The 23,013-nt window shown below is 66.8% G+C and carries 18 protein-coding genes and 1 riboswitch; of the genes, 5 read left to right on the top strand and 13 right to left on the bottom strand.

The annotated features are described in order from the left end of the window. Nucleotides 1-188: 188 nt before the first annotated feature. Together B0G62_RS30420 and B0G62_RS31505 are read right to left on the bottom strand one after the other, a co-directional pair. Entirely contained in the window at nucleotides 189-425 is a 237-nt protein-coding gene (locus tag B0G62_RS30420) for a YozE family protein (RefSeq protein WP_103707881.1), read from the bottom strand. A 76-nt stretch (nucleotides 426-501) separates the two neighbouring features. Continuing rightward, complete coding sequence (locus tag B0G62_RS31505; RefSeq protein WP_146055390.1) at nucleotides 502-729, bottom strand: hypothetical protein; 228 nt, start codon at nucleotides 727-729, stop codon at nucleotides 502-504. A 203-nt stretch (nucleotides 730-932) separates the two neighbouring features. Here B0G62_RS31505 and B0G62_RS30415 point away from each other — a divergent pair, with 203 nt between their 5' ends. Next, nucleotides 933-1,874: a flagellar brake protein gene (locus tag B0G62_RS30415; RefSeq protein ID WP_103707880.1), complete on the top strand. Its 942-nt coding sequence runs from the start codon at nucleotides 933-935 to the stop codon at nucleotides 1,872-1,874. Nucleotides 1,875-1,877: 3 nt separating this feature from the next. Here B0G62_RS30415 and B0G62_RS30410 read toward each other — a convergent pair whose 3' ends face one another. The 4 genes from B0G62_RS30410 to cobW form a co-directional block, all read right to left on the bottom strand. Next, on the bottom strand, nucleotides 1,878-2,501 hold the full coding sequence (locus B0G62_RS30410) for a vWA domain-containing protein (protein ID WP_146055389.1): 624 nt from the start codon (nucleotides 2,499-2,501) through the stop codon (nucleotides 1,878-1,880). Nucleotides 2,502-2,578: 77 nt separating this feature from the next. Next, entirely contained in the window at nucleotides 2,579-3,622 is a 1,044-nt protein-coding gene (locus B0G62_RS30405; RefSeq protein WP_103707878.1) for a magnesium chelatase ATPase subunit I, read from the bottom strand. Between the two features lie 15 nt (nucleotides 3,623-3,637). After that, on the bottom strand, nucleotides 3,638-7,429 hold the full coding sequence (gene cobN, locus B0G62_RS30400; RefSeq protein ID WP_103707877.1) for a cobaltochelatase subunit CobN: 3,792 nt from the start codon (nucleotides 7,427-7,429) through the stop codon (nucleotides 3,638-3,640). A 40-nt stretch (nucleotides 7,430-7,469) separates the two neighbouring features. Continuing rightward, complete coding sequence (gene cobW, locus B0G62_RS30395) at nucleotides 7,470-8,561, bottom strand: cobalamin biosynthesis protein CobW (RefSeq protein WP_279629779.1); 1,092 nt, start codon at nucleotides 8,559-8,561, stop codon at nucleotides 7,470-7,472. A 214-nt stretch (nucleotides 8,562-8,775) separates the two neighbouring features. Continuing rightward, a riboswitch (cobalamin riboswitch) is annotated at nucleotides 8,776-9,047 on the bottom strand. A gap of 280 nt (nucleotides 9,048-9,327) precedes the next feature. On the opposite strand from cobW, the gene B0G62_RS30390 reads away from it, so the two are divergent. From B0G62_RS30390 to bluB, 4 genes are read left to right on the top strand one after another with little or no spacing between them, the layout of a single operon-like run. Continuing rightward, entirely contained in the window at nucleotides 9,328-9,717 is a 390-nt protein-coding gene (locus B0G62_RS30390) for a cobalamin biosynthesis protein (RefSeq protein ID WP_244193444.1), read from the top strand. 29 nt (nucleotides 9,718-9,746) lie between these two features. Further along, on the top strand, nucleotides 9,747-10,349 hold the full coding sequence (cobO, locus tag B0G62_RS30385) for a cob(I)yrinic acid a,c-diamide adenosyltransferase (protein WP_103707874.1): 603 nt from the start codon (nucleotides 9,747-9,749) through the stop codon (nucleotides 10,347-10,349). A gap of 4 nt (nucleotides 10,350-10,353) precedes the next feature. Continuing rightward, nucleotides 10,354-11,664: a cobyrinic acid a,c-diamide synthase CobB gene (locus B0G62_RS30380; protein WP_103707873.1), complete on the top strand. Its 1,311-nt coding sequence runs from the start codon at nucleotides 10,354-10,356 to the stop codon at nucleotides 11,662-11,664. Beyond that, nucleotides 11,648-12,307, top strand: coding sequence for a 5,6-dimethylbenzimidazole synthase (bluB, locus tag B0G62_RS30375; protein ID WP_103707872.1), 660 nt, complete (start codon nucleotides 11,648-11,650; stop codon nucleotides 12,305-12,307). Before B0G62_RS30380 ends, bluB begins: the two co-directional genes overlap by 17 nt. A 5-nt stretch (nucleotides 12,308-12,312) precedes the next feature. Here the strand turns inward: bluB and B0G62_RS30370 are convergent, their stop codons facing one another. The 7 genes from B0G62_RS30370 to B0G62_RS30340 all read right to left on the bottom strand — a co-directional run bounded on the left by B0G62_RS30370 (nucleotide 12,313) and on the right by B0G62_RS30340 (nucleotide 22,471). Continuing rightward, nucleotides 12,313-12,954: a DUF4136 domain-containing protein gene (locus B0G62_RS30370; RefSeq protein ID WP_167401371.1), complete on the bottom strand. Its 642-nt coding sequence runs from the start codon at nucleotides 12,952-12,954 to the stop codon at nucleotides 12,313-12,315. A 95-nt stretch (nucleotides 12,955-13,049) separates the two neighbouring features. After that, nucleotides 13,050-15,518 carry a CHASE2 domain-containing protein gene (locus B0G62_RS30365; RefSeq protein ID WP_103707870.1) on the bottom strand — a complete coding sequence of 823 codons (2,469 nt, stop codon included), beginning with the start codon at nucleotides 15,516-15,518 and terminating at the stop codon, nucleotides 13,050-13,052. Between the two features lie 11 nt (nucleotides 15,519-15,529). Further along, nucleotides 15,530-16,960 carry a FecR family protein gene (locus B0G62_RS30360; protein WP_103707869.1) on the bottom strand — a complete coding sequence of 477 codons (1,431 nt, stop codon included), beginning with the start codon at nucleotides 16,958-16,960 and terminating at the stop codon, nucleotides 15,530-15,532. Further along, nucleotides 16,957-17,655: a response regulator transcription factor gene (locus tag B0G62_RS30355; protein WP_103707868.1), complete on the bottom strand. Its 699-nt coding sequence runs from the start codon at nucleotides 17,653-17,655 to the stop codon at nucleotides 16,957-16,959. Before B0G62_RS30355 ends, B0G62_RS30360 begins: the two co-directional genes overlap by 4 nt. Before the next feature lie 262 nt (nucleotides 17,656-17,917). Continuing rightward, nucleotides 17,918-18,361, bottom strand: coding sequence for a hypothetical protein (locus tag B0G62_RS30350; protein ID WP_181315670.1), 444 nt, complete (start codon nucleotides 18,359-18,361; stop codon nucleotides 17,918-17,920). Between the two features lie 680 nt (nucleotides 18,362-19,041). Continuing rightward, nucleotides 19,042-19,893: an SH3 domain-containing protein gene (locus tag B0G62_RS30345; RefSeq protein ID WP_103707867.1), complete on the bottom strand. Its 852-nt coding sequence runs from the start codon at nucleotides 19,891-19,893 to the stop codon at nucleotides 19,042-19,044. 196 nt (nucleotides 19,894-20,089) lie between these two features. After that, a complete protein-coding gene (locus B0G62_RS30340; protein WP_103707866.1) occupies nucleotides 20,090-22,471 on the bottom strand; it encodes a phosphoketolase family protein in 2,382 nt (793 codons plus the stop codon). Nucleotides 22,472-23,013 lie beyond the last annotated feature (542 nt).

Here is a 23,013-nt window from a genome sequence, read left to right as displayed (position 1 = left end):
CACAGAACTTGACCTGAAGACCGTAAAAACCTGAGCATCATGTGTCAACCATGTCCTCGTACATGTGTCAACCATGTCTCCAGTCTGTACACCGCTGCAAAGAAAAGTAGGTGCCGCCCCGCACAGGGGCAACGCTGGCATACCGACAAGAAAACAAGGAAATGCCAACCCGATTATGAGACCCACAATTACCGATATTTATCCAGAAACAGGACACGATATTCCCGCCAAGCCTCTTCAAACGCCGCCATCGCAACAAGACTTGCATTCCGAAGCATCAGATAATCGAGCCAGTTTGCTTTCCATATTCCTTCTGGCGCCCGGTCATCGACACTTACATCGCGCGCCAGACGCCCCACCGGGTCATCGCGTTCGGTTTGGGTTCGAATCCAGGTCTGAAATGAAATAACCATATTCACACTCATTCAAATTCAATTGAAGTGCCGCGCGAGCAGACTATCGGGGTCCACCGGTACGACGACTTCTTCACACAAAACAGTTTCAATCCTGGCCACCAAACTCCGCCTGCCTGCTCGCTCGTACTCCAAACGACATAAGGATGCCCACGAAAATCGCGCCACCAGACGCAAAGCGGTTACCTTTTCGCTTACCTTCGCCGGGAGCGCCCAGCAGCATTGCGCGCGTTTCGATGGCCTTCGCATCGTGATCTGCAACGCTCGATCCACGGGCGTGAAGGCGTGAAGCATCAATAAGGGAAAACGGGCTCATGGCTCTCTGCGTCGAAGTTGGCTGAACAGATGTCAGGATAGGCGAGTCATTCCTTGACCCGAATCAGACGAATTCGATAGATGAGCCGAGTCGCCTGGATCGCCACATCCATGCGCATCGCATAACCATCGGCAATCCCACCCTAAAACTTCGTCCCATCGCGCCGTAAACACAGTGATCTCCTCACTGCAGGACGCGCGCCGATGACCGATAACACCGAAGCCACTCAGGAAGCGCCCCAAGTAACCGCCCCGGAATTTGCCGTACTCACGCCCGCCGACGTCGCACTAGGCCAACCGCTCGACTGGCCACTCGTCGACGCCGACGGCGCGCTGCTCCTCGACATCGGCGCCACACTCGTCGGTGAAATGGAACGCGACTTTCTGTTTCGCCACTTCGCCCCGCAGCGCGGCGACCGCGAACCGCCTGCCAGCGTCCTCGCGACGAAACCCCAGCAGCCCGGCGCAGAACTGACCGTTCGCGATCTGCACCTGACAATCGGCGCGCTCATGGGCCTACGCCCGCAGCAAGGCGCGAGCGGCGCGCCCATGCATCCGTGCAAACTGATCGGCGTCGCGCCCAATGAAGTGATCTTCGTCACGCTGCCCTATGTGAACCGGCGACCGATCGAGATCACGCCCGGCGAGAACGTCGAAATCGTCGCGATCGCGAGTCACGCCGTCTATCGCTTCGTCTGCACGATCCAGGCGATACATCAGGCGCCGCCCGGCTATCTCGTGCTCTCGAAGCCCGCCAATATCCGTATGCTGCGCGAGCGCAAGTCGATCCGCGTGCGCGCGCGGTTTCCGGTGCGCTACGGCATCGGCGAGGGAATCGAGGGTTATCAGGGCGTCGCACTCGCGCGCGGCGTCAGCGCGCTTGGACTTTCGATTGCCGCGCCGTGGGCGCTCGCCAAAGTCGGCGAGCGGTTGCGCGTGGCTTTCCGGCTGCGCTCGGGCGAGCTGGACTCGACCATCGAAACGAGCGCTATCGTGCGCAACGTGCAACAGGAAGACGGACCCGAGCCGCTGTTCACGCTCGGCCTCGAACTCGACAGCCTCTTGCCAGCCGATCAGATGGCGATGAAGGTCTACGTGTTCGACCGTCAGGACGACGTGCTGTACTGGACCAGTCCCGCGCGCTAAAGGCTAAAGCAACGAGCGCGACGAAAGCGACGGCGCAAGCAGCGCGTCCGCATCGATGCACTCGCCTTGCCATGCCTGCGCCAGCGCCTGGCAGCGCCCGAGGCGCACGGTCGCGGCCTCGCAATCGACCACGGTGATGTGATCCGCCTCGCGCGGGCGCGCGGGCCATTGCGTCGTGCGGCCGTCGCTGAAGAGCCAGAGGTGACGCTCGCGCGCCGGGTCGCGGCGGCCCGCGGCGTCGAGCAGTTGCGCGGCGCGCGCGATGCCCGCTTCAAGCGGCGTGCCGCCGCCCCCGCCGATGGGCGCGAGCCAGCGCTCGTTCCACCAGCGCGGCACGGCAGGCCCGAAACGCAGTTCGGCATGCGCGCCGCCAAAGCAGATCAGCGCCACTTCCACGCGCTCGGCGCACGCGCGATCGAATAAGGCGATCAGCAGCCCCTTGGCCAGCGCAAGCTGGCCGTGCGCCAGCATCGACGCCGAACAGTCGAGCACGAAGCAATGCAGCGCGCCCGTTCCGGTCTTGCGTTGCGCGTAGCGCAGATGTTCGGCCTTCAGCGCCGTGCCGCGTTTGGCGGCGAGCGTGGTGGGCCACGCCAGTCGCGTCCCCGGCGCGGCGTCGCGCGCGATGCGCGCTCGCGTCAGCCCCGGACCTTCACGCCGTCGTGCACCGCCCTGTGCCTGGGCGGCGGCCCTTGCCCGACGGGTCAGCGTTTTTTTGCGGGCAGCGGGATCACGCCCTTGACCGCTTTCGCGGCGACAGGCTCGGGCGGAAGTTCACCCCAATCAGAATTTGATTCGGACTGCTGGTTTTCTTCCTGGGTCTCGCCATGCCGTTGCTGTGAAGGCGGTGGCGGCGCGTGGTCACGGCCAGCCGACGACCGATCCGGCAAAGCACGCCGACGATGCGCGAGCACCACATCGGCGACCTGATCGACGTGCCCGGGCGCGATCCGCGCAGCGCCGTCTAACGCGGCCAGCGCACGCGCCGCACGCAGCATCACGAGATCGGCGCGCATACCGTCCACGGCGGCTTCCACGCACAATTGCGCGGCGCGTTCGTGCACGGCGTCACTCCATGCGAGCGATTCGAGCGCCGTGCGCGCTGCCGCAATCCGCGCGGCCAGTTCGTGCTGCGCCGCCTCGTGCGCTACGCAAAACGCCTGTGGATTCGCATCGAACGCGAGCCGCGCCTTGACGATGCGCTGACGCTCGGCCGTGTCGTAGCGATTGTCGAGTTCGACCATCAGCCCGAAGCGGTCCAATAGTTGCGGACGCAACTCGCCCTCTTCCGGGTTCATCGTGCCGACCAGCACGAAACGCGCTTCGTGCGTGTGCGAAACGCCATCGCGCTCGACGGTGTTCACGCCGCTCGCTGCCACGTCGAGCAGCGCATCGACGAGCGCATCGGGCAGCAGGTTCACCTCATCGACGTAAAGTACGCCTTCGTGCGCGCGCGCGAGCAGGCCCGGCGCGAAACGCACCGCGCTCTCGCGCAAGGCGGCTTCGAGATCGAGCGTGCCGATCAGTTTCTCCTCGCTCGCACCGAGCGGCAGCGTGACGAACGCGCCATCGGGCAGCAGCGCGGCCAGCGCACGCGCCGCCGTCGATTTCGCGGTGCCGCGCGGCCCGCTCACGAGCACGCCGCCAATCGCAGGGTCGATGGCCGCGAGCAGCAACGCCCGCTGCAACGGCGCCTGACCGACCAGCGCGGTGAAGGGAAAAGCGGGACGCGTCGCCGCGACGTTCATGTTCATGATCCTTCTTTAATGGCCTTCGACCCGCTCACCGGCTTCGAGCAGGCGCTGTTCGATCTTCTCGCGATGTTCGCCCGGTTCCTGCCACAAGCCGCGCTGCATCGCCTCGATCAAGCGTTCGCAGATCGCGTGCAAGGCGTGCGGGTTGTGGCGCTGCATGAAGGCGCGCGTGTCGTCGTCGTGCACGTAGGCGGCGGCGACCAGCGCGTATTGATGATCGCCCACCACGCGCGCCGTCGCATCGTAACCGAACAGATAATCGACGGTCGCCGCCATTTCCGCCGCGCCCTTGTAGCCGTGGCGCTTCACGCCGTCGATCCACTTCGGGTTCACCACGCGCGAGCGGATCACGCGCGCGATCTCTTCGTGCAGCGGCCTGATGCGCGGCGCGGCCGGGTTGCTGTGATCGGCGTGATAAAGCGTGGGCTGCGCCTGCGAGAAGTGCCGCGCCGCCGCCGCCATGCCGCCCTGGAACTGGTAGTAGTCGTTCGAATCGAGCAGGTCGTGTTCGCGATTGTCCTGGTTCTGCAGGATCACGTCGATGGATGCAAGACGCTTGCGGAACGCGTCGCGCGCCTCGTCCCCGCCCGTCTTCTGTGCATACGCATAGCCGCCCCACGCCTGGTACGCGAGCGCGAGATCGGCGTCGCTTTGCCATTGCCGGTGATCGATCATCGATTGCAGGCCCGCGCCATACGCGCCGGGCCGCGCGCTGAACACGCGCCAGCCCGCGCGGCGGCGTGCTTCGCCCGCATCCATGCCATCGGCGATCAAGGCATTGCGTTCGCGCTGGATGCGCGCACGCAGCGGGTTGAGATGCTCGGGCTCGTCGAGTTCGGCCACGGCCTGCACGGCGGCGTCGAACAGATGCATCACGTTCGGGAACGCGTCGCGAAAGAAGCCCGACACGCGCAACGTCACGTCGATGCGCGGGCGGTCGAGCGCTTCAACCGGCATGATCTCGAAGTCGATCACGCGCTGGCTGCCTGCCGCCCACTTGGGCCGCGCGCCGATCAGCGCGAGCGCTTGTGCGATATCGTCGCCACCCGTGCGCATCGTGGCGGTGCCCCACACCGACAGGCCAATGGCGCGCGGATAATCGCCATGCTCCTGCAAATGCCGCTCGATAAGCTGCTGCGCCGATTTCAGGCCGAGCGACCACGCGGCCTGCGTCGGCACGGCGCGCGTATCGACCGAGTAGAAGTTGCGCCCCGTGGGCAGCACATCGGGACGGCCGCGCGAAGGCGAACCGCTCGGGCCTGGCGGCACGAAGCGGCCTTCGAAGCCGCGTCGCAGTTGACGCAATTCTTCGTGGCCGCATGCGTCCAGCCGCGGCAGCACGTCGTCGCGCAAACGCGCGATCACGCGCGCGGCGTGCGGCAGCGTTTGCACGATCTCATCGAGGCCATCCGCGACTTCACAGGCGCGCGCGAGCAGCGCGCCCGCCAGCGCTTCCAGGCGCTCGCGCGTATCGCCCGCATGACGCCAGGGCGCGTCGATGGCCTGCACGAGCAGGTCGGGACGAGCGCCGCTCCACGGCGCGGCCCAATCGACGCTGGCCGCATCGAGCAGATGATCGATGCCGAAGTCGCGCGCCAAAGCGTCGATCAGACCCGCGTTCGCGCCCTGCCCGTCGCCGCACGGATAACGCCCGAGCGCCAGCAGCGTGTCGCGCCGCTGCGCGCCTTGCGGCGATTCGCCGAAGGTATGCAGGCCGTCGCGGATCTGCGCTTCCTTGAGTTCGCACAGGTAAGCATCGGCGCGCGTGAGCAGCTCGTCCTCTCCCTGCTGGTCGCGCGGCGCGGCGACGCTCAACTCCTCATGCAGCTTGTGCTCGATGATCGTTTCGAGGATGGTCTTGCGCAGCAGCTTCGCGCGGCGCGGATCCACCATCAATGCTTCGTAATACTCATCGACCTGGCGTTCGAGGTCTTGCAGCGGGCCGTAGTTTTCCGCGCGCGTGAGCGGCGGCATCAGATGATCGACGATCACGGCCTGGGCGCGGCGCTTGGCCTGGCTGCCCTCGCCGGGATCGTTGACGATGAACGGATACAGATGCGGCAGCGGCCCGAGCGCCATGTCGGGCCAGCAGGTGTCGGCCAGCGCCACGCTCTTGCCCGGCAGCCATTCGAGATTGCCGTGCTTGCCGACGTGCGCGATCGCGTCGATACCGAATTGCTCGCGCAGCCAGAAGTAGAACGCCAGATACGCGTGCGGCGGCACGAGATCGGCGTCGTGATAGTTCGCGTAGCTGTCGTCGCCGCGCGAGCGCGACGGCTGGATGCCGATGAACACCTGGCCGCAGCGCCAGCCCGCGATCATGAAGCGGCCGCGGCGCACGCTCGGGTCCTGCTCGGGCGTGCCCCAGCGTGCAATCAGCGCGTTCTGCGCCTGCGCCGGCAGTTGCGCGAAGCGCGCGCGATAATCGTCGATGGACAGGCTTTGCCACGCGGGCCGCAGCGCGCGCGTGTCCGGATCGTTGGTCACGCCCTGCGTGAGCGTGCGCATGAGCGCTTCGCCGTCCTCGGGCAGATCGCCCACGCGATAGCCTTCGTCGCGCAGCATACGCAGAATGTTCACCACCGACGCGGGCGTATCCAGCCCCACGCCATTGCCGATGCGCCCTTCGCTCATCGGATAGTTGGCGAGCACCAGCGCGAGTTTTTTCTCCGCGTTCGGCAGCGTGCGCAGGCGGCACCAGCGCCGCGCGAGTTCGGCCACGAAGGCCACGCGTTCGGCATCGGGCTGATAGCGCACGACATCGACCTGGGTGGCCTTGCAGTGATACGCCAGGCCCTTGAAGCTGATCGCGCGCGTGATGACGCGGCCATCGACTTCGGGCAGCGCGATATGCATGGCGATGTCGCGCGAATTGAGGCCGTGGTTGTCCTTGACCCAGTCGTCGCGGTTGCCGCCGCTCAGGATCACCTGCAACACGGGCGCATCGCCCGCGAGTGCGAGCGGTTCCGGATCGTCGAGCGACGAGGCCGCGAACGCCGTGGTGTTGAGCACGAGCGCGATGTCGTGCTGGGCGGCGAGACGGTCGAGCACGTCGCGGCTGATCGCGTCCTTGAGCGAGGTGATCGCAAGCGGCAGCGGATTCAGGCCGCGCTCAAGCAGCGCGTCGATGAGCGCATCGAAGGCGGCCGTGTTGGCGGCCTGCAGATGCGCCTTGTAAAACAGGATCGCGACGACCGGCGCGCCGGGTTGCCAGTGCGCGCGCCAGTCCTCGGCGGTCGCCACGTCGCGCGCCGGATGATAGAGCGACGCGGCGGGCAGCACGACCGGCGGCGCGGGTTCCGCGCCGAAGCCGAATGCCCGCCACGCGAGCGCGCGCAGAAAACCTTCGGCGTTGGCCGCGCCGCCTTCGCGCAGATAACGCCAGAGCAGGCGGCAAAACTCGGGTTCCGCGCGGCTCTTCGCGATCAGATTGGGGTCTTCCTGCAGGTCGCCCGAGAACATCGCGAGCAACTGCCCGCGTTGTTCCGCCAGCGTCGTGACCTGTTCGATGCCGTAAGGCCAGTAGGTTTCGCCGCCCAGATGGTCCACCACGACTGCCTTCGCGTGCTGCAAAACGTCATCGACGTAAAAGTCCACCGAGGCAGGCTGGCGCAGATACGTCACGTTGGCGAGCCGCACGCTCGGGAACCCGTCGGGCAGACGCGCGACGACGCTTGCGAGCAGGGCAAGCGTCGTATCGGCGGAACTCAGCACGACGATGTCGGCGGGCTGCTGGTCGATGCGGATGACGCCCTGCGCGTCATCGACGAAACCGCCCGGCGTGGTGCGCAAAAGATGCATGGCGGTCCCGTCAGTGCAAGCTTGAAGAAGTGCGCAGCGCTTATTGCGCCGCTGTTTGCGCCACCGCCAGCGCGGCGTCGAACGCGCCTTGCAGCGTGGCCGCGTCCAGATCCTCGCCGATCAGCACGAAGCGGCTCGACAGCGAACCCTCCTGCTGCGCCGCGCTTTCCTGCGCGTTCCAGCGGCGGTCGAAATAGCTGTCGAAGCGGCGGCCCACGCCCTGGATCACGAGGCGCATCGGCGCCCCCGGCAGCGCGGCGAAACCCTTCACGCGGTAAATCGTGTGGTTATCGACGAGCTTTTGCAGCGCTTCGATCGCGCCTTCGCGCGACGCCACGCGAGCCTCGACCACGACCGAATCGAACTCGTCGTGATGATGGTCGGCGTCGTCGGCGGAACCGTGGTGGTCGTGACGCAGATGGATGCTCTCTTCCGACGCCGCTTCGAGGCCGAGCAGCGTATGCAGGTCGAGCTGGCCGTGTTGCGCGCGCACGATCTTCACCTGCGGCGGCAGTTCCTCGCGCAGTTCGGCGATCAGCGCTTCCTGGCCCGCCGCGTCGATCAGATCGGTCTTGTTGAGGATCACGAGATCGGCGGCAGACAGTTGATCTTCGAACAGTTCGTGCAGCGGCGATTCGTGATCGAGATTCGGATCGGCACGGCGTTGCGCGTCCACGGCCTGCGGGTTGGCCGCGAACTGGCCGCTCGCGGCGGCGGGACCGTCAACCACGGTCACGACCGCATCGACGGTGAACGCGTTGCGGATCGACGGCCAGTTGAAGGCCTGCACGAGCGGCTTGGGCAGCGCGAGGCCCGATGTCTCGATCAGCACGTGGTCGATATCGCCACGGCGTTCGAGCAGTTGCTCCATCACCGGGAAGAATTCTTCCTGCACCGTGCAGCACAGGCAGCCGTTGGCCAGTTCGTAGAGCTGGCCTTGCGTTTCATTGCCGTTCTCGTCGCAGCCGATGCCGCAGCCGCGCAGGATTTCGCCATCGATGCCGAGTTCGCCGAATTCGTTGACGATGACCGCGACGCGCAGGCCGCCGGCGTGCTGGAGAATGTGACGCAGCAGTGTGGTCTTACCGCTGCCGAGAAAGCCCGTGACGATGGTGACGGGGATCTTGCGCATTTGCATGAGGTGCTCCTTCGGCGCTTTGGCCGCAGGTGGAATGCGCCGCGCCGGAGCGGGTTCGCGCGGCTTCGCCGGCTCGTTGCCAATGCGGCGTCCGGCCTGCCATCAGGCAAGCACGAAGCGACACAGCACGGTATGAGGCAAAGGCGCGTCGCGGGCCCAGCCCGGCTGACGCATGGAAATCATGGACGGTGCGCCGCATCCCCGCAGCGCGCGTCCCGCGTATCTGGCCGGTATCCGGACTGACGAAAAACCGCTTCGCCTTCCCACGCCGGGCCTTACAGCCCAAATGCGCAGTGGCGCCCGGCATGCGTCGCATGCCTTGAAGCGGCTTGCATCGGTCTTGCGGCCGATGCGTTCGTTGTACCGTTGCGGGTGCAGTTCAGGCCAAGCTCATCGCGTCGCACGCGTTCGCTCCCTGATTCCCGTTTAACCGCGTGCAGAACGATCGCGCACGCGAGCACCAGAGTGCGTGCGAGTGTAGGCGCGGGCCACCCATGCGTCAACACGCGCACGCGCCACCCGCACACGCGGAGGCCGCCGCTGGAGCCGCGATGCGTGTGCTATCGTAGCGCGCATTCTAGGCGGTAAATGACAGCAACGGCGTAGCTTCATCTGCGCGCCGGCAGGCTTCTCGTCACTCGCCACAGGCCGCACCCACGTGAATCACTCCCAACCCGCCGCTCCCTTGCCCGATGCCCCCGCCACGGCGGACAATGCGTTCCCGCTTGCGTCGGTACTTTCGTCGGCACTCGCGCTCGGCATCGGCTGCCGCAGCGGCGTGACGCTCGCGCAGATCGAGGCGGCGGTGCGGGCGCAGCTCGGCGATCGTGGCGATCGTGACGAATGGACGCTCGCGCAGGTCAAGGTCGTGGCCACGCTCGACGCGAAAGCCGCCGAACCCGCCCTGCTCGCGTTCTGCGCCGCGCATGCGCTGCCGCTGCGAACCTTCACGCGCGAGCAGGTGGCGAACGTCGAAGCGCATGCCCTGCATTCAGCGCCAGGCGCCGCCGCGCAGGCGCGTTTCGGCGTGGCGGGCGTATGCGAACCGTGTGCGCACCTGGCAGCCGTTGGCGGCCCGCTCGTGCGCGCCAAGCTCGCGCTCGACGGCGTGACGGTGGCGCTCGCCGCGTTCGCCGCCGCCAACCCGTAACTCCGAAACCACAGGACTGATCCGCGACGATGAAAACCGACCTCGAATCGCACCAGCGCATGACCCAACGCCGCCGCGAAGGCCACGAGAAAAAGCAGGCCGCCGCGACGCAGGAAAAAGGCCTCCTGATCGTCAACACCGGCAACGGCAAGGGCAAGAGCACGGCCGCGTTCGGCATGGCCGTGCGCGTGCTCGGCCACGGCATGAAGCTCGGTGTCGTGCAGTTCATCAAGGGCGCGCTGCATACGTCCGAGCGCGACTTCCTCGCGAGCGTCGCGCAATGCGACTTCGTGACGATGGGCGACGGCTACACCTGGAACACGCAGAACCGCGACGCCGACATCGCCACCGCGCGCAAAGGCTGGAACGAAGCGAAGCGCATGATCGAAAGCGGCGAATACGCGATGGTGATCCTCGACGAGCTGAACACCGTGCTCAAGTACGAATACCTGCCGATCGAAGAAGTGCTGGAAGTGCTCACCGCGCGCGGGCCGATGCAGCACATCGTCGTCACGGGCCGCCACGCGTCGGACGCGATGATCGACGCCGCCGACCTCGTCACCGAAATGCGCCTCGTGAAGCACCCGTACCGCGAGCAAGGCGTGAAAGCGCAAAAGGGCGTGGAGTTCTGACGCGATGAACGCGAAGGTTGCGTGCCCGGCGCTGTTCATCAGCGCGAGCGCATCGGGTCAGGGCAAGACCACGCTCACCGCCGCGCTCGCGCGTTGGCACCGCCGCCAGGGGCGGCGCGTGCGCGTGTTCAAGACCGGCCCGGATTTTCTCGATCCGATGATCCTGGCGCACGCGAGCGGCGCGCCGGTCATGTCGCTCGATCTCTGGATGGTCGGCGTGGCGGATTGCCGCGCGCTGCTCGCGCAGGCCGCCGCCGAGGCCGATCTGATCCTGATCGAAGGCGTGATGGGCCTGTTCGACGGCACGCCCAGCAGCGCCGATCTGGCCGCGGCGTTCGGCGTGCCGGTGGCCGCCGTGATCGGCGCGAATTCGATGGCGCAGACCTTCGGCGCGCTCGCGTTCGGCCTTGCGCGCTATCGCGCCGACGTGCCGTTTCATGGCGTGCTCGCCAATCGCGTGGGCTCGGCGCGGCACGCGCAGATGTTGCAGGAAGGCTTGCCCGCCGATATCCGCTGGCTCGGCCACGTGGCAAGCGACGCGCAGTTCTCGCTGCCCGACCGGCATCTCGGCTTGCATCAGGCAAGCGAAATCGCCGATCTCGACGCGCGCATCGAACGGGCCGCCGATGCGCTCGCGCAAACGGCGCTGGCCGAACTGCCGCCCGCCGTGACGTTCGACGCGCCCGCAACCCCGGCCCCGATGCCGCCGCTGCTCGCAGGCCGCCACATCGCGATCGCGCGCGACGCCGCTTTTTCTTTCCTCTATCCGGCCAATCTCGCGCTGCTCGAAGCGCTGGGCGCGCGCGTGAGTTTCTTCTCGCCGCTCGCCGACGAGGCCGCGCCCGCAAACGCCGACGCCCTCTATCTGCCCGGCGGCTATCCCGAGCTGCATGCCGCCACGCTCGCCGCGAATGCGCGCAGCGCGGCGTCGCTGCGTGCGCACGTCGAGTCCAACAAGCCGCTCGTCGCCGAATGCGGCGGCATGTTGTATCTGCTCGATGCGCTCACCACCGTCGACGGCGCGCGCACGCCCATGCTCGGCCTGTTGCCGGGCGTGGCCGTGATGCAAAAGCGCTTCGCGGCGCTCGGTATGCAGCGCCTCGACGGCGCGCACGGCACGCTCACGGGCCACACGTTCCACTACTCTCGCGTGAGCACGCCGCTCGCGCCCGTGCTACGCGCACGCCACGCCCAGACCGGCGCGGACGGCGAAGCGCTCTATCGCCACGGGCCGATCACCGCGACCTATATGCACGCCTACTGGCCTTCCAATCCGGCCTTCGCGGCCGCCCTTTTCCATGGCACAACCCTTTGACGACGCCGAACGCGCGGCGGTTTACCGCGCGATCTACGAACGGCGCGACATGCGCCACTTCGCGCCCGGCCCCGTCGATCCGGCGGTGCTCGCGCGCCTGCTCGACGCCGCGCATCACGCGCCGAGCGTGGGCTTCATGCAGCCGTGGCGCATCGTGCGCATCACCGATGCCGCCGTGCGCGAACAACTCCAGCAGGCCGTCGAGCGCGAACGCCTCGCGACCGCCGACGCACTCGGCAAGCGTCGCGACGAGTTCATGAAGCTCAAGGTGGAAGGCATGCGCGAATGCGGCGAACTGCTGGTCGTCGCGCTGATGGACCGCCGCGAGGCGCATATCTTCGGGCGCCGCACGCTGCCGGAAATGGACCTGGCGTCAGTCGCGTGCGCGATCCAGAACATGTGGCTCGCGGCGCGCGCCGAAGGCCTGGGCATGGGCTGGGTGTCGATCTTCGATGTCGACGAAGTGCATGCGCTGCTGGGCATGCCGCCCGGCGCCAAGCCGGTGGCGATCCTGTGCGTCGGCCATGTGGCGGAGTTCTATCCGAAGCCGATGCTCGAAATGGAGCATTGGGCCGAGCGCAAGAATCTGGGCGAATGCGTTTATGAGAATCGCTGGCCCGAGGCCACGGACCCGCAGGGCTGACGAGCTTATTGCGCGAGCGGCGTGACCGACGTTACCTCGGGCACGGCCTGCGCGCCGCCCTGAGCGCCCGCAGGCGCCACATCCTTCATCTTCACGCGCCATTGCGGCGCGCCCGCGTAAGGCATCTTCGCCAGCGCGCTGGCGACGAGATACGGCAGCGCCTGCTGCGCGTCGGCGTTGCGGTCGCGCTTTTCGGCGCTCACCTTGTAGGTCTCGCGACCGTCGGGCAGCATGAAGAAGCGCAGCGTGAGCGTGTGCACGTATCGATGGCCGAACCACGGCAGCGACGGCCCTTCGGCCGGAATGCAGCCGCCCTTGCAGTCGCCGGTGGCAACCGTGACATCGGCGGGCCGCGAAGCCCATGCGGCGGAGACGAGATAGCGCGTGGCGTCGGATGCGTCTTGCCGGAAACCGCGTTGCGCCAGGCCCTCGCGCAACAGCGCCTCGTAGGGAAGGTTGTCGCCCGCATCGGCCTGCGCCGGGGTGCGCGCGAAACGGTAGGTCGATGCCGGCACAGCGGCGTCAGGTGTGCCAGCCGTACCCGCCGTGGGAAAGCCGCCGCTCGCCTGCACATCGGCGCTTACGCCGGCACAGCCAGCCAGCGTGCCCGCCAGCGATACGGCGCAGATCGTCATCAGAAACTTCACTGCGTACTCCATCGGAATCTTTGCCAGCAGGTTCTGGCAGCGCACGGGCAATCAGGCGGCCCACGCTGCACACGGCAAGCGAGGGCCGTGAGCCCTCATTCCGGTGCTTCCAGCGCAGGCAGCGACATCGTCACCGTCGTGCCCTGGTCCGGCATGCTCTCGACGTGGACGTCGCCGCCGTGGCGCGTCACGACCGTCTTCACGAACGCCATGCCGAGTCCCGCGCCGCTCACTTCGGGCCGTTGCCCTTCGTGAAAGCGGCGGAACGGCTCGAATAGTCTCGCCTGATCTTCGAGCGCAATACCGTAGCCCTGGTCGCGGATCGAGCAGATCACGCGCGGGGCCGAACCCTCCACGACAGCGATACTACAGATAATTCTGGTATTTGGTGGGCTGTATTTCACCGCATTGTTAAGAAGGTTGACGAGCGCTCGCGTCATCAGCGAACGGTCGGCGTTGATCCAGCCCATCTCTTCGCCGTCGAAGGCGGTTTCGACCTGTATGTGCTTGGCGCTGGCCTGCGGCCAGACCTCGTCGCTCGCGTCGATGGCGAGTTCCGTGAGGCTGGTCGGCTCCAGCGCGTAAACCTGCGATTCCGCGCGCGCGAGCTGCACGAAGTCGTCGGCGAGTGTGAGCGAGCGGCGCGCGTAGCGTTCGATGCGGTCCATCACCTCGCGCACCGGGCCGGCCGCCAGCGTGCCGCGTTCGCGTTCGGTCTCGACCAGCGCGACGATCGACGCCTGCGGCGAGCGCATGTCGTGCGAGAGCAGGCGCAGCGCGTCCTCGCGCTGGCGTTCGGCGTCGTGCAGCGCCGTCACGTCGACGAGGCCCGCGATCCAGCCCACCGCCTGCCCCTGTGCGTTGGTGCAGCGCGCGTAGCGCAGCAGGTAATCGCTGCCGTCGCGCGCGCGCACTTCGACGCCGCGCTCCATCAGTTGCGCGTAGTCGCCGAGCGCCGGATCGAGCGGCGCTGGCCAGTGCGCATGCGCGAAGGCGAGCGTGTCCGGGTTCGGGTCGATCGGCTTGACGAGCGCAAGTTCGCCGAACACATCCTGCATTTGCCGCCCCTCGGCGAGCGCGACGTTCAGGCTCGCAAAGCAGGCGCGCGCCGCGTGATTGGCGATCAGCACGGCGCCTTGCAGATCGGCCACGAGCAGCGGCTCGGGCACCGAATCGAGGCTGTCCCACACGAAGCGCCGCATGTCCTGCAGACGCTGCGCGGCCTGCGCCATCAGCGCCATCTGCTGGGCCAGCGCGTCGCCGCCGAACTCACGCGCGGGCGCGGGCGCCTCGGGCAGCAGATAGGGTTCGTCGGCGAGCTGTTTCAGCTCTTTGCGCAGATACGCCATCGTCATTTCCAGACGCCGCCAGCCCCACAGCGGATAGACCAGCGCGAGCGCGAGGATCGCGGGCACCGGCGCGAGCCAGACGCGTGCGAAATAGAGCAGCCCGGCGCTGGCCGCGAGCGTGAGGAGCGCGAGCAGCGGCAGCATCAACAGCGTGCGCAAGGGCGAGAACACGAGAAAACCGGCCAGCAGCAGCGCGAGCGGCAGCAGCGAGGCGAGCACGACGGCAAGGCGCGAGGCCGGTTCGATGGCCGAACCGGCGAGCAGCGTATCGAGCACGAGCGCGTGGATATCGACGCCCGGCATCGGCCCGAGCGTGCCCGAAAGCGGCGTGGCGAAGCGATCAAAGAGGCCCGAGGCCGTCACGCCCACCAGCGCCACGCGGCCGCGCAGCAGATCGGGCGGCACGCGGCCTTCGAGCACCTGCGCGAACGAGACTTTGCGATACGACTGCGTCGTCTGGCTGAACGGCAGCAGGAAGCGCGCCTCGCTGTCGGCGTTGCCCGTGCGCAGGACTTTCGCGTCCGCGTGCTTGAGCGCATCGGTCGGCGGGTACGGGGTGCCGGCCAGCGCGATCCGGCCGTCGCGCACCGCGCGCCACAGCGGTTCCATCAGTTGCGGCCAGCGCTGCTGCGCATCGCCCTCGAAGAGCGCGACGCTGCGCACGATGCCGTCGCTATCGACTTCGAGATTGATGTGGCCGAGACCGGCGGCGGCATCCGCGAGCGGAGCGACGGGTTTCACGACCTCGCAGCGGCCGTCGGCGGCGCCATCGGCCGACTCGTCGGCGGGCGACAGCAGCACGGGGAGAAACGTGGGGCGCGCGTGCAGCGCGGCGCCGAAGCGCGCGTCATCGGGCGAGGGCTCGGTGAAGAGCACGTCGTAGACGACGGCGGCCGCGCCCGCCTTCGCCAGTCGATCCACCAGCTGTGCGTGGACGCTGCGCGGCCAGGGCCAGCGGCCCAGCGCGGCGACGCTCGCATTGTCGATCTCCACGACCACGATGTCGGACGACACGGGCTGCTTGCGCGCGGCAAGAAAGCGGTCGTAGACCAGCGAATCGGCGCTGAGCGTCCAGTGCGTGAGCACGCTCAGCAGGACGATGGCGATGCCCGCGCATGTCACGCCCACCCATTCGAACAGAAAGCGCCGCCCGACAAATCGACCCGGCCGCCCAGGAAGAGCGGGACGAAGACCCGGTTGCGCGCCCACGCTCATGCGCGCGCGCCTCACCAGGCGAGCCGGAACGACTGGATCGGGCTGGCCTTCTGGTAATAGCGGCCGCCCTCGAACTGCTCGGCGATCACCGTCCAGTAGTAAACGCCCTTGGGCAGATCGCGCACGACGGCCTCGCCTTCCTTGATGTCGGTGCGGTCGACGAGCGGCGTGCGCAGATCCGGCGACGCCGCCAGCACGAAGCGAAACTGCGTGTCGCCCGCGCTGCGGTCCACGAACCAGCGGAACGCGTAGTCTCGCGAGCCGTCGACGCGGCCGGCCGTGGCGTTGAGCGAGACGCGGCGGCGCTCGAACGCGTAGGTGGACGGCATGCCTTCGAGGCCGTTTGCGTCGATGGCCGACAGGCGCACGAAGTACGTGCCGTCATCGAGGGAGCCGACATCGACGTGAGCACCATCGGTGCGCAAATCGCGGATCAGGTCCAGCAGCCCCGCGTCGCGGCCGATCTGCACGCGGTAACCCTGTGCGCCCATCGCCGGCTTGAGATCGAAGGCGACCACGGCGTCGTCCTGGATCTTCGCGGGATTGCGCAGATCGGGCGGATCGAGCAGCGCGACCGGGGCGCCGACCGCGCCGCCCGCGAGCGTCAGGCTGCCGTGGCGGGCCGCGACAAGCTGCGTCGAAGCCGCCAGCGGCGTGCCGGGCGCGGGCGCAACGGACGCGGCCTGTCCTTGCGGCGCGGCATCGACACCCACCGCGCCGTCGAGCACTTCAACCGCCGTCGAGCCCTTGTCGCCGTCGTAATTCACGCGAAAACTCGTGCCGCGCACGCCCGCGACCACCGACGGCGAGCGGATCTGAAAGCGGTCGTCCTTCTTCGTGGCGTGCGTGACTTCGGTGTTGACCTCGCCGCGCTGCAGATTGACGACGCGGTCGGTCGCGCCCGTCAGCGCCGTCTGACGCAGCATGGCGAGATTGAGCGCGGTGCGCGGCGGAATCACGAGATGCGAGCCATCGGCCAGTTCGAGCGTGGCGAAACCGTTGTCGCCGGTCTGAACCTGCTCGCCCTCGCCCAGCTTCGCGCCGACGATCAGCGGCAGCTGCGGGCTGTCGCCGAAGGTATGGCTCGCGGCGCCCGACGTCGCGATCACGCGCGCGCTCAGGCCGTCCTGGCGCAGCAGCGCGACCGGCACGCGCAGCGCCATGCCCGGCTTGAGACGGCGCGGCGCGCTGACGTGGTTCAGGCGCGCGAGCTGGGACCAATCGGCGGGGTCGCGCAGGTAGCGCTGGGCGATGTCGTAGAGCGAATCGCCGGAACGCGTGACATAGATCGTGGTTTCGGCCGACTGTCTGGGTGCGTGCGGGGAGGTATGCGCGTACGCGGCGGGCAGCAGGCCGAGCGCCAGCGCGCAGGCGAGCAGCGGCCGCGAGAAAGTCCCGGAAGCCCCGAACACAGCCGGGTGCGCCGCCCCGGCGCGGCTCAAGCCGCGTCCCCTTCGAGACGTTCGAGACGGTAGCCGTAGCCGTAGATCGGCGTGAGGCGATAGCCGTTTTCGGGACGCAGCCCGAGCTTCGAGCGCAGCATCGACACGTGCGTGTCCATCGTGCGCGAAGGGATGTCGTCGGACTGCTTCCAGATCACGTCGAGAATGTGTGCGCGCGACAGCGGACGGCTCAGATGCTGGAACAGCAGCAGCGCGAGTTCGAACTCCTTCTGCGTGAGCGCGACCAGCCTGCCGCCGACCGACGCCTGACGCGACTTCAGATCGAATTCGTACTCGCCGAACACTTCCTTCTGCGCCGGCGCGTGCAGCTGATAGGCGCGGCGCAGCAGCGATCCGACCCGCGCGAGCAGCACCGGCGCGGAGACCGGCTTGACCACGTAGTCGTCGGCGCCGCTGTTGAGCATCAGCGCGATATCGACTTCACGGCTGCGGCTCGTCATGAACAGCACGGGCAAGCGCGTGGAAAGGCTCTGGCGGACCCAGTGCAGGACTTCGTCGCCGGCCATGTCGGGAACGTTCCAGTCGAGCACGAGCAGGTCGAACGTCTGCCGTCTGAGCTGTTTGACGAGTTCGCCTCCCTTGGCGAACGCGTGACAGACATGGCCTGCGGCCACCAGCGTTTGACAGACGAAATCGGTTTGCGCCGGATCGTCATCGAGTACTGCGATTCTCATAGTGCCCTGCACCCAGTTCGTTATTCATCTTCTCGGGCCTGGCCGGCTTGGCTGCCTTCAGTTGCGCGCAGCCGCCGCCCGGACTCCATACCCGATCTCTTACCGCGCAGCCCCTGCCGCGCGCCCAATCCGCTACTCTCGCTGCGTCTTGAAATAAACGGGAGGCCAGTCGCCCGTCGAGATCGGAACCCGGATTTCGCTCATGGTAGTCGAAATCGGCCACCCGTCGGGCGGCACAGACCCGGCGGCGCGCCGCCAGCCGTTACCGAAGCACGGTCCGCGTCCCATCGGCGAGATCTTCGCTGCCGGTTATACCGCTCGTATCAGGTGCCCCGCTCAGTGCCGTCCGCGCGCCCGCCTGAGGCAGGCCCGCGAGTACAGCGGCCAGTTGCACGCGCACGTGCTCCCAGGCGGCGTGCGCGTAATCGGCCTGCGCGGCGGCGCGCGACTGCGCGAGCACGAATGCGCGCAGCACCGTCGAGGAACAGTACGTCAGCTTCTCCGGGCGCCCGAAGCGCGACTGGCGCAAGACCTCGCTCAGCCACGGCAATTCGGCCTCGCAGGAATCCGCATAGGCTTCCATGGCCGCGCGCGCGTGACGGTCGCGCGCAAGATCCAGTTCGATACGATCGAGATCGCGGCTGCGGCCCGAGCCGCTCAAGCGCGAGCCGGGAGGAAAACGGATGCTGCCGGAACGGAAAAACATGACACCCCTCGTGTTGCGGCCAAGCCCAGCGCCAGGATCGCGGCGCCAGCGGCTTCGTCATCGAAGACCGGCGTGCGGATCCCTTTGTGCGGACTTGCGAATGAAAAACGAGTGGCGACAGCACGGACTGCGCGCTGCGTGGTCTCCGGCGGTCCTTGCCCGGACTCGACCATCGGCGCAGACGCCATCTTCACGGCGCGTCGCGTGCAGACGGGCATCACCGCCCGACGCCCGCCTGTGGACTGCAACCGATCCGATACCGGCGTTCCCACGCCATCGCCACTCCTACTGCCAGGCGCTGTTCACCAGCGTTATACGGCGGGTTCGAACCCGCTCTGGCTGCCTCGCCACCGGCGCGCCGCCGTGTCCCGACTGCGCCAGCCCCCGTAGCTGATATAGGTTGTGCGACACGCACGAGAGGCATGCCGCATGTTGCGGCTCAGGCTTTTCTGAAGCCGCGATAGGACATTGTCGCCAATTGCGTCCGAATCTACTGTCAGGGATTGTTAAATCCTTCAGACGAGAGTTCGGTGGGATGTAGGAAATGAGGTGAGGCGGCAAAGCAAGCCCGGACGCCCCGGAATCCGGACTAGTTGGAGGTGCCGCGAATTTATCTTGTTCAAGATAAAAACGGGCGCTCTGTCTGAGCGCCCGTCGTAATCCGCGGAAACAGCGGGAAATCAGTTCGGCTGACGCCGATCGTCATGACCTCCGCCACCACCCTGGCCAGACGCGTGACCGCCTTGAGGCGGACCCTCGCGGCCATGCTCTGCCGGCGGTCCGCCCGCTCCTACGGGGCGTCCGCCGCCCTGCATCTGCTGCGGCGGCGCGTGGTTATAGGTTGGCGTCTCCGGGCGGCCCATATAGCTCTGCTGCGGCTGCGGGGCACGCGGCTGATTGACCGCGCCCGGAGGCGGGCCGCCTACGTTCGCGGGCGGACGCGGCGCCTCGATGCGCTCGCCGCCGTTCATCGGCGGACGGCCTTGCGGCGGCGGCGCACCATAGCCCTGCGGCCCCGGCGGACGGCCCGGGCCGCCCTGCGGACCACCGCGTACTACTGGCGGCGGCCCGGGCGGGTGGCCGCCATAGCCCGGCGACGGCACATGCGCCCAATGATCGCGCTGGCCATACCATGGACGGTCGCGGTAGAAACTGCCCCAATACGCGCCAATCGAGAAGGCCACGACAGGCAGGCCGATTGCCGCGCCGTAGCCGGCCAGCGGCACATAGTCGCCCTGATAGGGATACGTCAGATAGGCGGCGTAGACCCAGCCGCGCAGGCCGGGCATGGCCACGTCGCACCACGAGTAGTCGCTGACGCAGCCCATCACCTCCACGGGCACGTTCGGCCCGAGTTCAGTCACGACGGGGTATTCGCCCGATGGGCCCGCATAGAGATCGACGGGTTCGCTGGTGTAGGCCTCGGATTGCGCGAGCGCGCCGGTCGCCGACAGTGAAAGTCCGGCTGCAAGACAGATCGCCGCAAGCGGCACCGAGAAACGGCGCGCCGGCGGCGTGGAACGGTGAATCATGCTCTCCCCTTTTCTTTTGGATTGATAGCAGGGTGACAGCATATTCCGTTCCCCGTCCGGGCGACAGAGCTCAGCAAAACTGCGGATGACCCGTTCTCTTCGAAGTAGTGACGCGGCCTGGTCGATCAGCGCAAGCGAGGGCGCAACCCGACGGCGATCGGCCAGACGAGCACATGCCCGTCGGCCTCAAGCGCGCTCATGACGACCATGTCCAGTCGCGGATCTCCTCGGAGTCGATGCCTTCGCGATAAGCATGGGCCTGATGCGCGATGATCTCGCCGCGCAGCCACTCCTTCGCGTGATCGCCAATGCCATGCAGCTTCGGCACGCGGTCGATTGCGTCGATCGCGAGCGTGAAGCGGTCCACGCCGTTGATGATCGCGAGTTCGAGCGGCGTGTTGATGTTGCCGCGCTCGCGATAGCCATGCACGTGGAAATTCGCGTGATTCTTGCGGCGATACGTGAGCTTGTGCACGAGCGTCGCGTACGAGTGGAAGTTGAAGATCACCGGCTTGTCGGTCGTGAAAAGCGAATCGAAATCGCGATCGGAAAGCCCGTGGGGATGATCGTCGCTGGGCATCAGCCGGTACACGTCCACCACGTTGACGAAACGCACCTTCAACTCCGGGAAATGCTCGCGCAGGAGCTGCGTGGCGGCGAGCGCCTCCATCGTCGCGATGTCGCCCGCGCAGGCCATGACGACGTCCGGCGCGCAGCCCTGATCGGTCGAGGCCCAATCCCAGATGCCGATGCCCTTCGTGCAATGCACGATCGCCTGGTCCATGTCGAGATACTGCAGATGCGGCTGCTTGTCCGCCACGATCACGTTCACATAGTCGCGCGACCGCAGGCAATGATCGGCCACGGAGAGCAGGCAGTTCGCGTCGGGCGGCAGATAGATGCGCACCACGTCCGGGCTCTTGTTGGTCACGACATCGAGAAAGCCCGGGTCCTGATGCGTGAAGCCGTTGTGATCCTGACGCCAGACGAGCGACGTGATGAGCAGGTTCAGCGACGGCACCGGCAGGCGCCAGCTCAGTTCCTTCTTCGATTTTTCGAGCCACTTCGCATGCTGGTTGAACATCGAATCGATCACATGCACGAACGCCTCGTAACTCGCGAAAAAGCCGTGACGGCCGGTCAGCAGATAACCTTCGAGCCAGCCCTCCAGCGTGTGCTCGCTGAGCATTTCCATCACGCGGCCCTCGGGGGCGAGATAACCGCCGTCGGCGTCGTCCGGCTCGAAATCGGCTACCCAGGTCTTGCCCGAGGCGTCGTAGATCGCCGTGAGCTTGTTGCTCGCGGTTTCGTCGGGGCCGAACACGCGGAAGTTGCTCATGTTCCGCCGCATCACGTCGCACAGGAAGCGGCCTAGCACTTCGGTCGGCGACGTGTAGCTTGCAGCCGGCGTCTTCACTTCCAGCGCGAACTCGCGGAAATCGGCCATGTCGAGCGCCTTGCACAGCACGCCCCCGTTTGCGTGCGGATTCGCGCTGATGCGGCGCGTGCCTTGCGGCGCGAGCGCGCGCAGCGATTCGATCAGCTTGCCCTGTTCGTCGAAGAGCGTTTGCGGCGCGTAGCTGCGCAGCCATTCCTCGACGATCTGCAGGCTCTTGCGATCGGTCGCCGCGTCGGTCACCGGCACTTGATGCGCGCGCCACGTGCCTTCGACCTTGTGGCCGTGCACCTCCTTCGGGCCGGTCCAGCCTTTGGGCGAGCGCAGTACGATCATGGGCCAGCGCGGACGCGCCGGGTCGTCGTTATCGCGCGCATGCTTCTGGATCGCGGCAATGTCATCGAGACATTGATCGAGCACGGCCGCCATTTTCCGATGCATCAGCGCGGGATCGTCGCCCGATACGAAGTACGGCTTCCAGCCGTAGCCCTTGAACAGCATCTCTAGTTCTTCCTCGGGGATGCGCGCGAGCACGGCTGGATTGGCGATCTTGTAGCCGTTCAGATGCAGCACGGGCAGCACGACGCCATCGCGGATGGGGTTGAGAAACTTGTTCGAATGCCACGACGTCGCGAGCGGACCGGTTTCGGCCTCGCCATCGCCGACGGTGAGCGCAACGATCAGATCAGGATTGTCGAAAGCCGCCCCAAATGCGTGCGAGAGGCTATAGCCCAATTCGCCGCCTTCGTGGATCGAACCCGGTGTCTCCGGCGTGCAGTGCGAACCCACGCCACCCGGAAACGAAAAACGCTTGAAAAAGCGCCTCATGCCGTCTTCGTTTTCGGCGCAGTCCGGATAGACCTCGCTGTAGTGGCCTTCGAGATACGCGTGCGCGAGCGACGCAGGTGCGCCGTGGCCCGGACCCGAGAGGTAGATCATGTTCAGGTCCCGCGCCTTGATCACTCGATTCAGATGCGTGAGCACGAAACTCTGCCCTGGCGACGACCCCCAGTGACCGAGAAGACGGTTCTTGATGTGTTCGGGTTTGAGCGGCTCGCGCAACAGCGGATTTTCGCGCAGGTAGATCATGCCGGCGGCCAGATAATTCGAGGCCTGCCAGTAGCAGTCCATATCGCGAAGCTCGTCGTCGGAAAGCGGCGTCTGATTCGAGACCTCAGTCATGCGGGACTCCTCGTGAGCGGTGCTTGAGCAATGCTGACGTGCCATGCGCGCTCGCGGCGCCGCATGTCCGGTGTGTCGATGCGGCTGCGGGATAGCTGCGTCGCACGCGTCACACGCGCGTCACGCAAACAGGAGGCAGGCGATCAGAACATCACGACGATAGTGCAAAATGTGCGCGCGTGCCGTAAGAATGCCGGACAGCGCAGGTATGCGTCCGTCAAAAATAGGCGAGGATCACGTTGGTTTGCCGTGACATTGAGGAGTCCACGGGAGGCTGGCGAGACGAAATATCGGGCCGCCGCGATGCCCGCTTTCTGCGGCAGCGCATGTTTTAACGCGGCCTCATGCAGTGGCCTGCAACCCGCGCAGGCCACTGTCTTCAGGCGCCTTGAGACGATCGGGCGCGGTGTCCCCAGCGATCAGCAGCGCGCGTGACGTTGGGGACCCGGCATCCCTATTCCCCCACCTCCTCTGCACGATGGCAGGATACCTGACGCCCATCCACTTCGCGAAGTGCCGGCACTTCCTGACGGCAGCGTTCG

Origin of the sequence: Paraburkholderia eburnea, from assembly GCF_002917095.1 — a bacterium.
GTDB classification, from domain to species: Bacteria; Pseudomonadota; Gammaproteobacteria; order Burkholderiales; family Burkholderiaceae; genus Paraburkholderia; species Paraburkholderia eburnea.
This window is presented reverse-complemented; position numbering and strand designations above follow the sequence as displayed.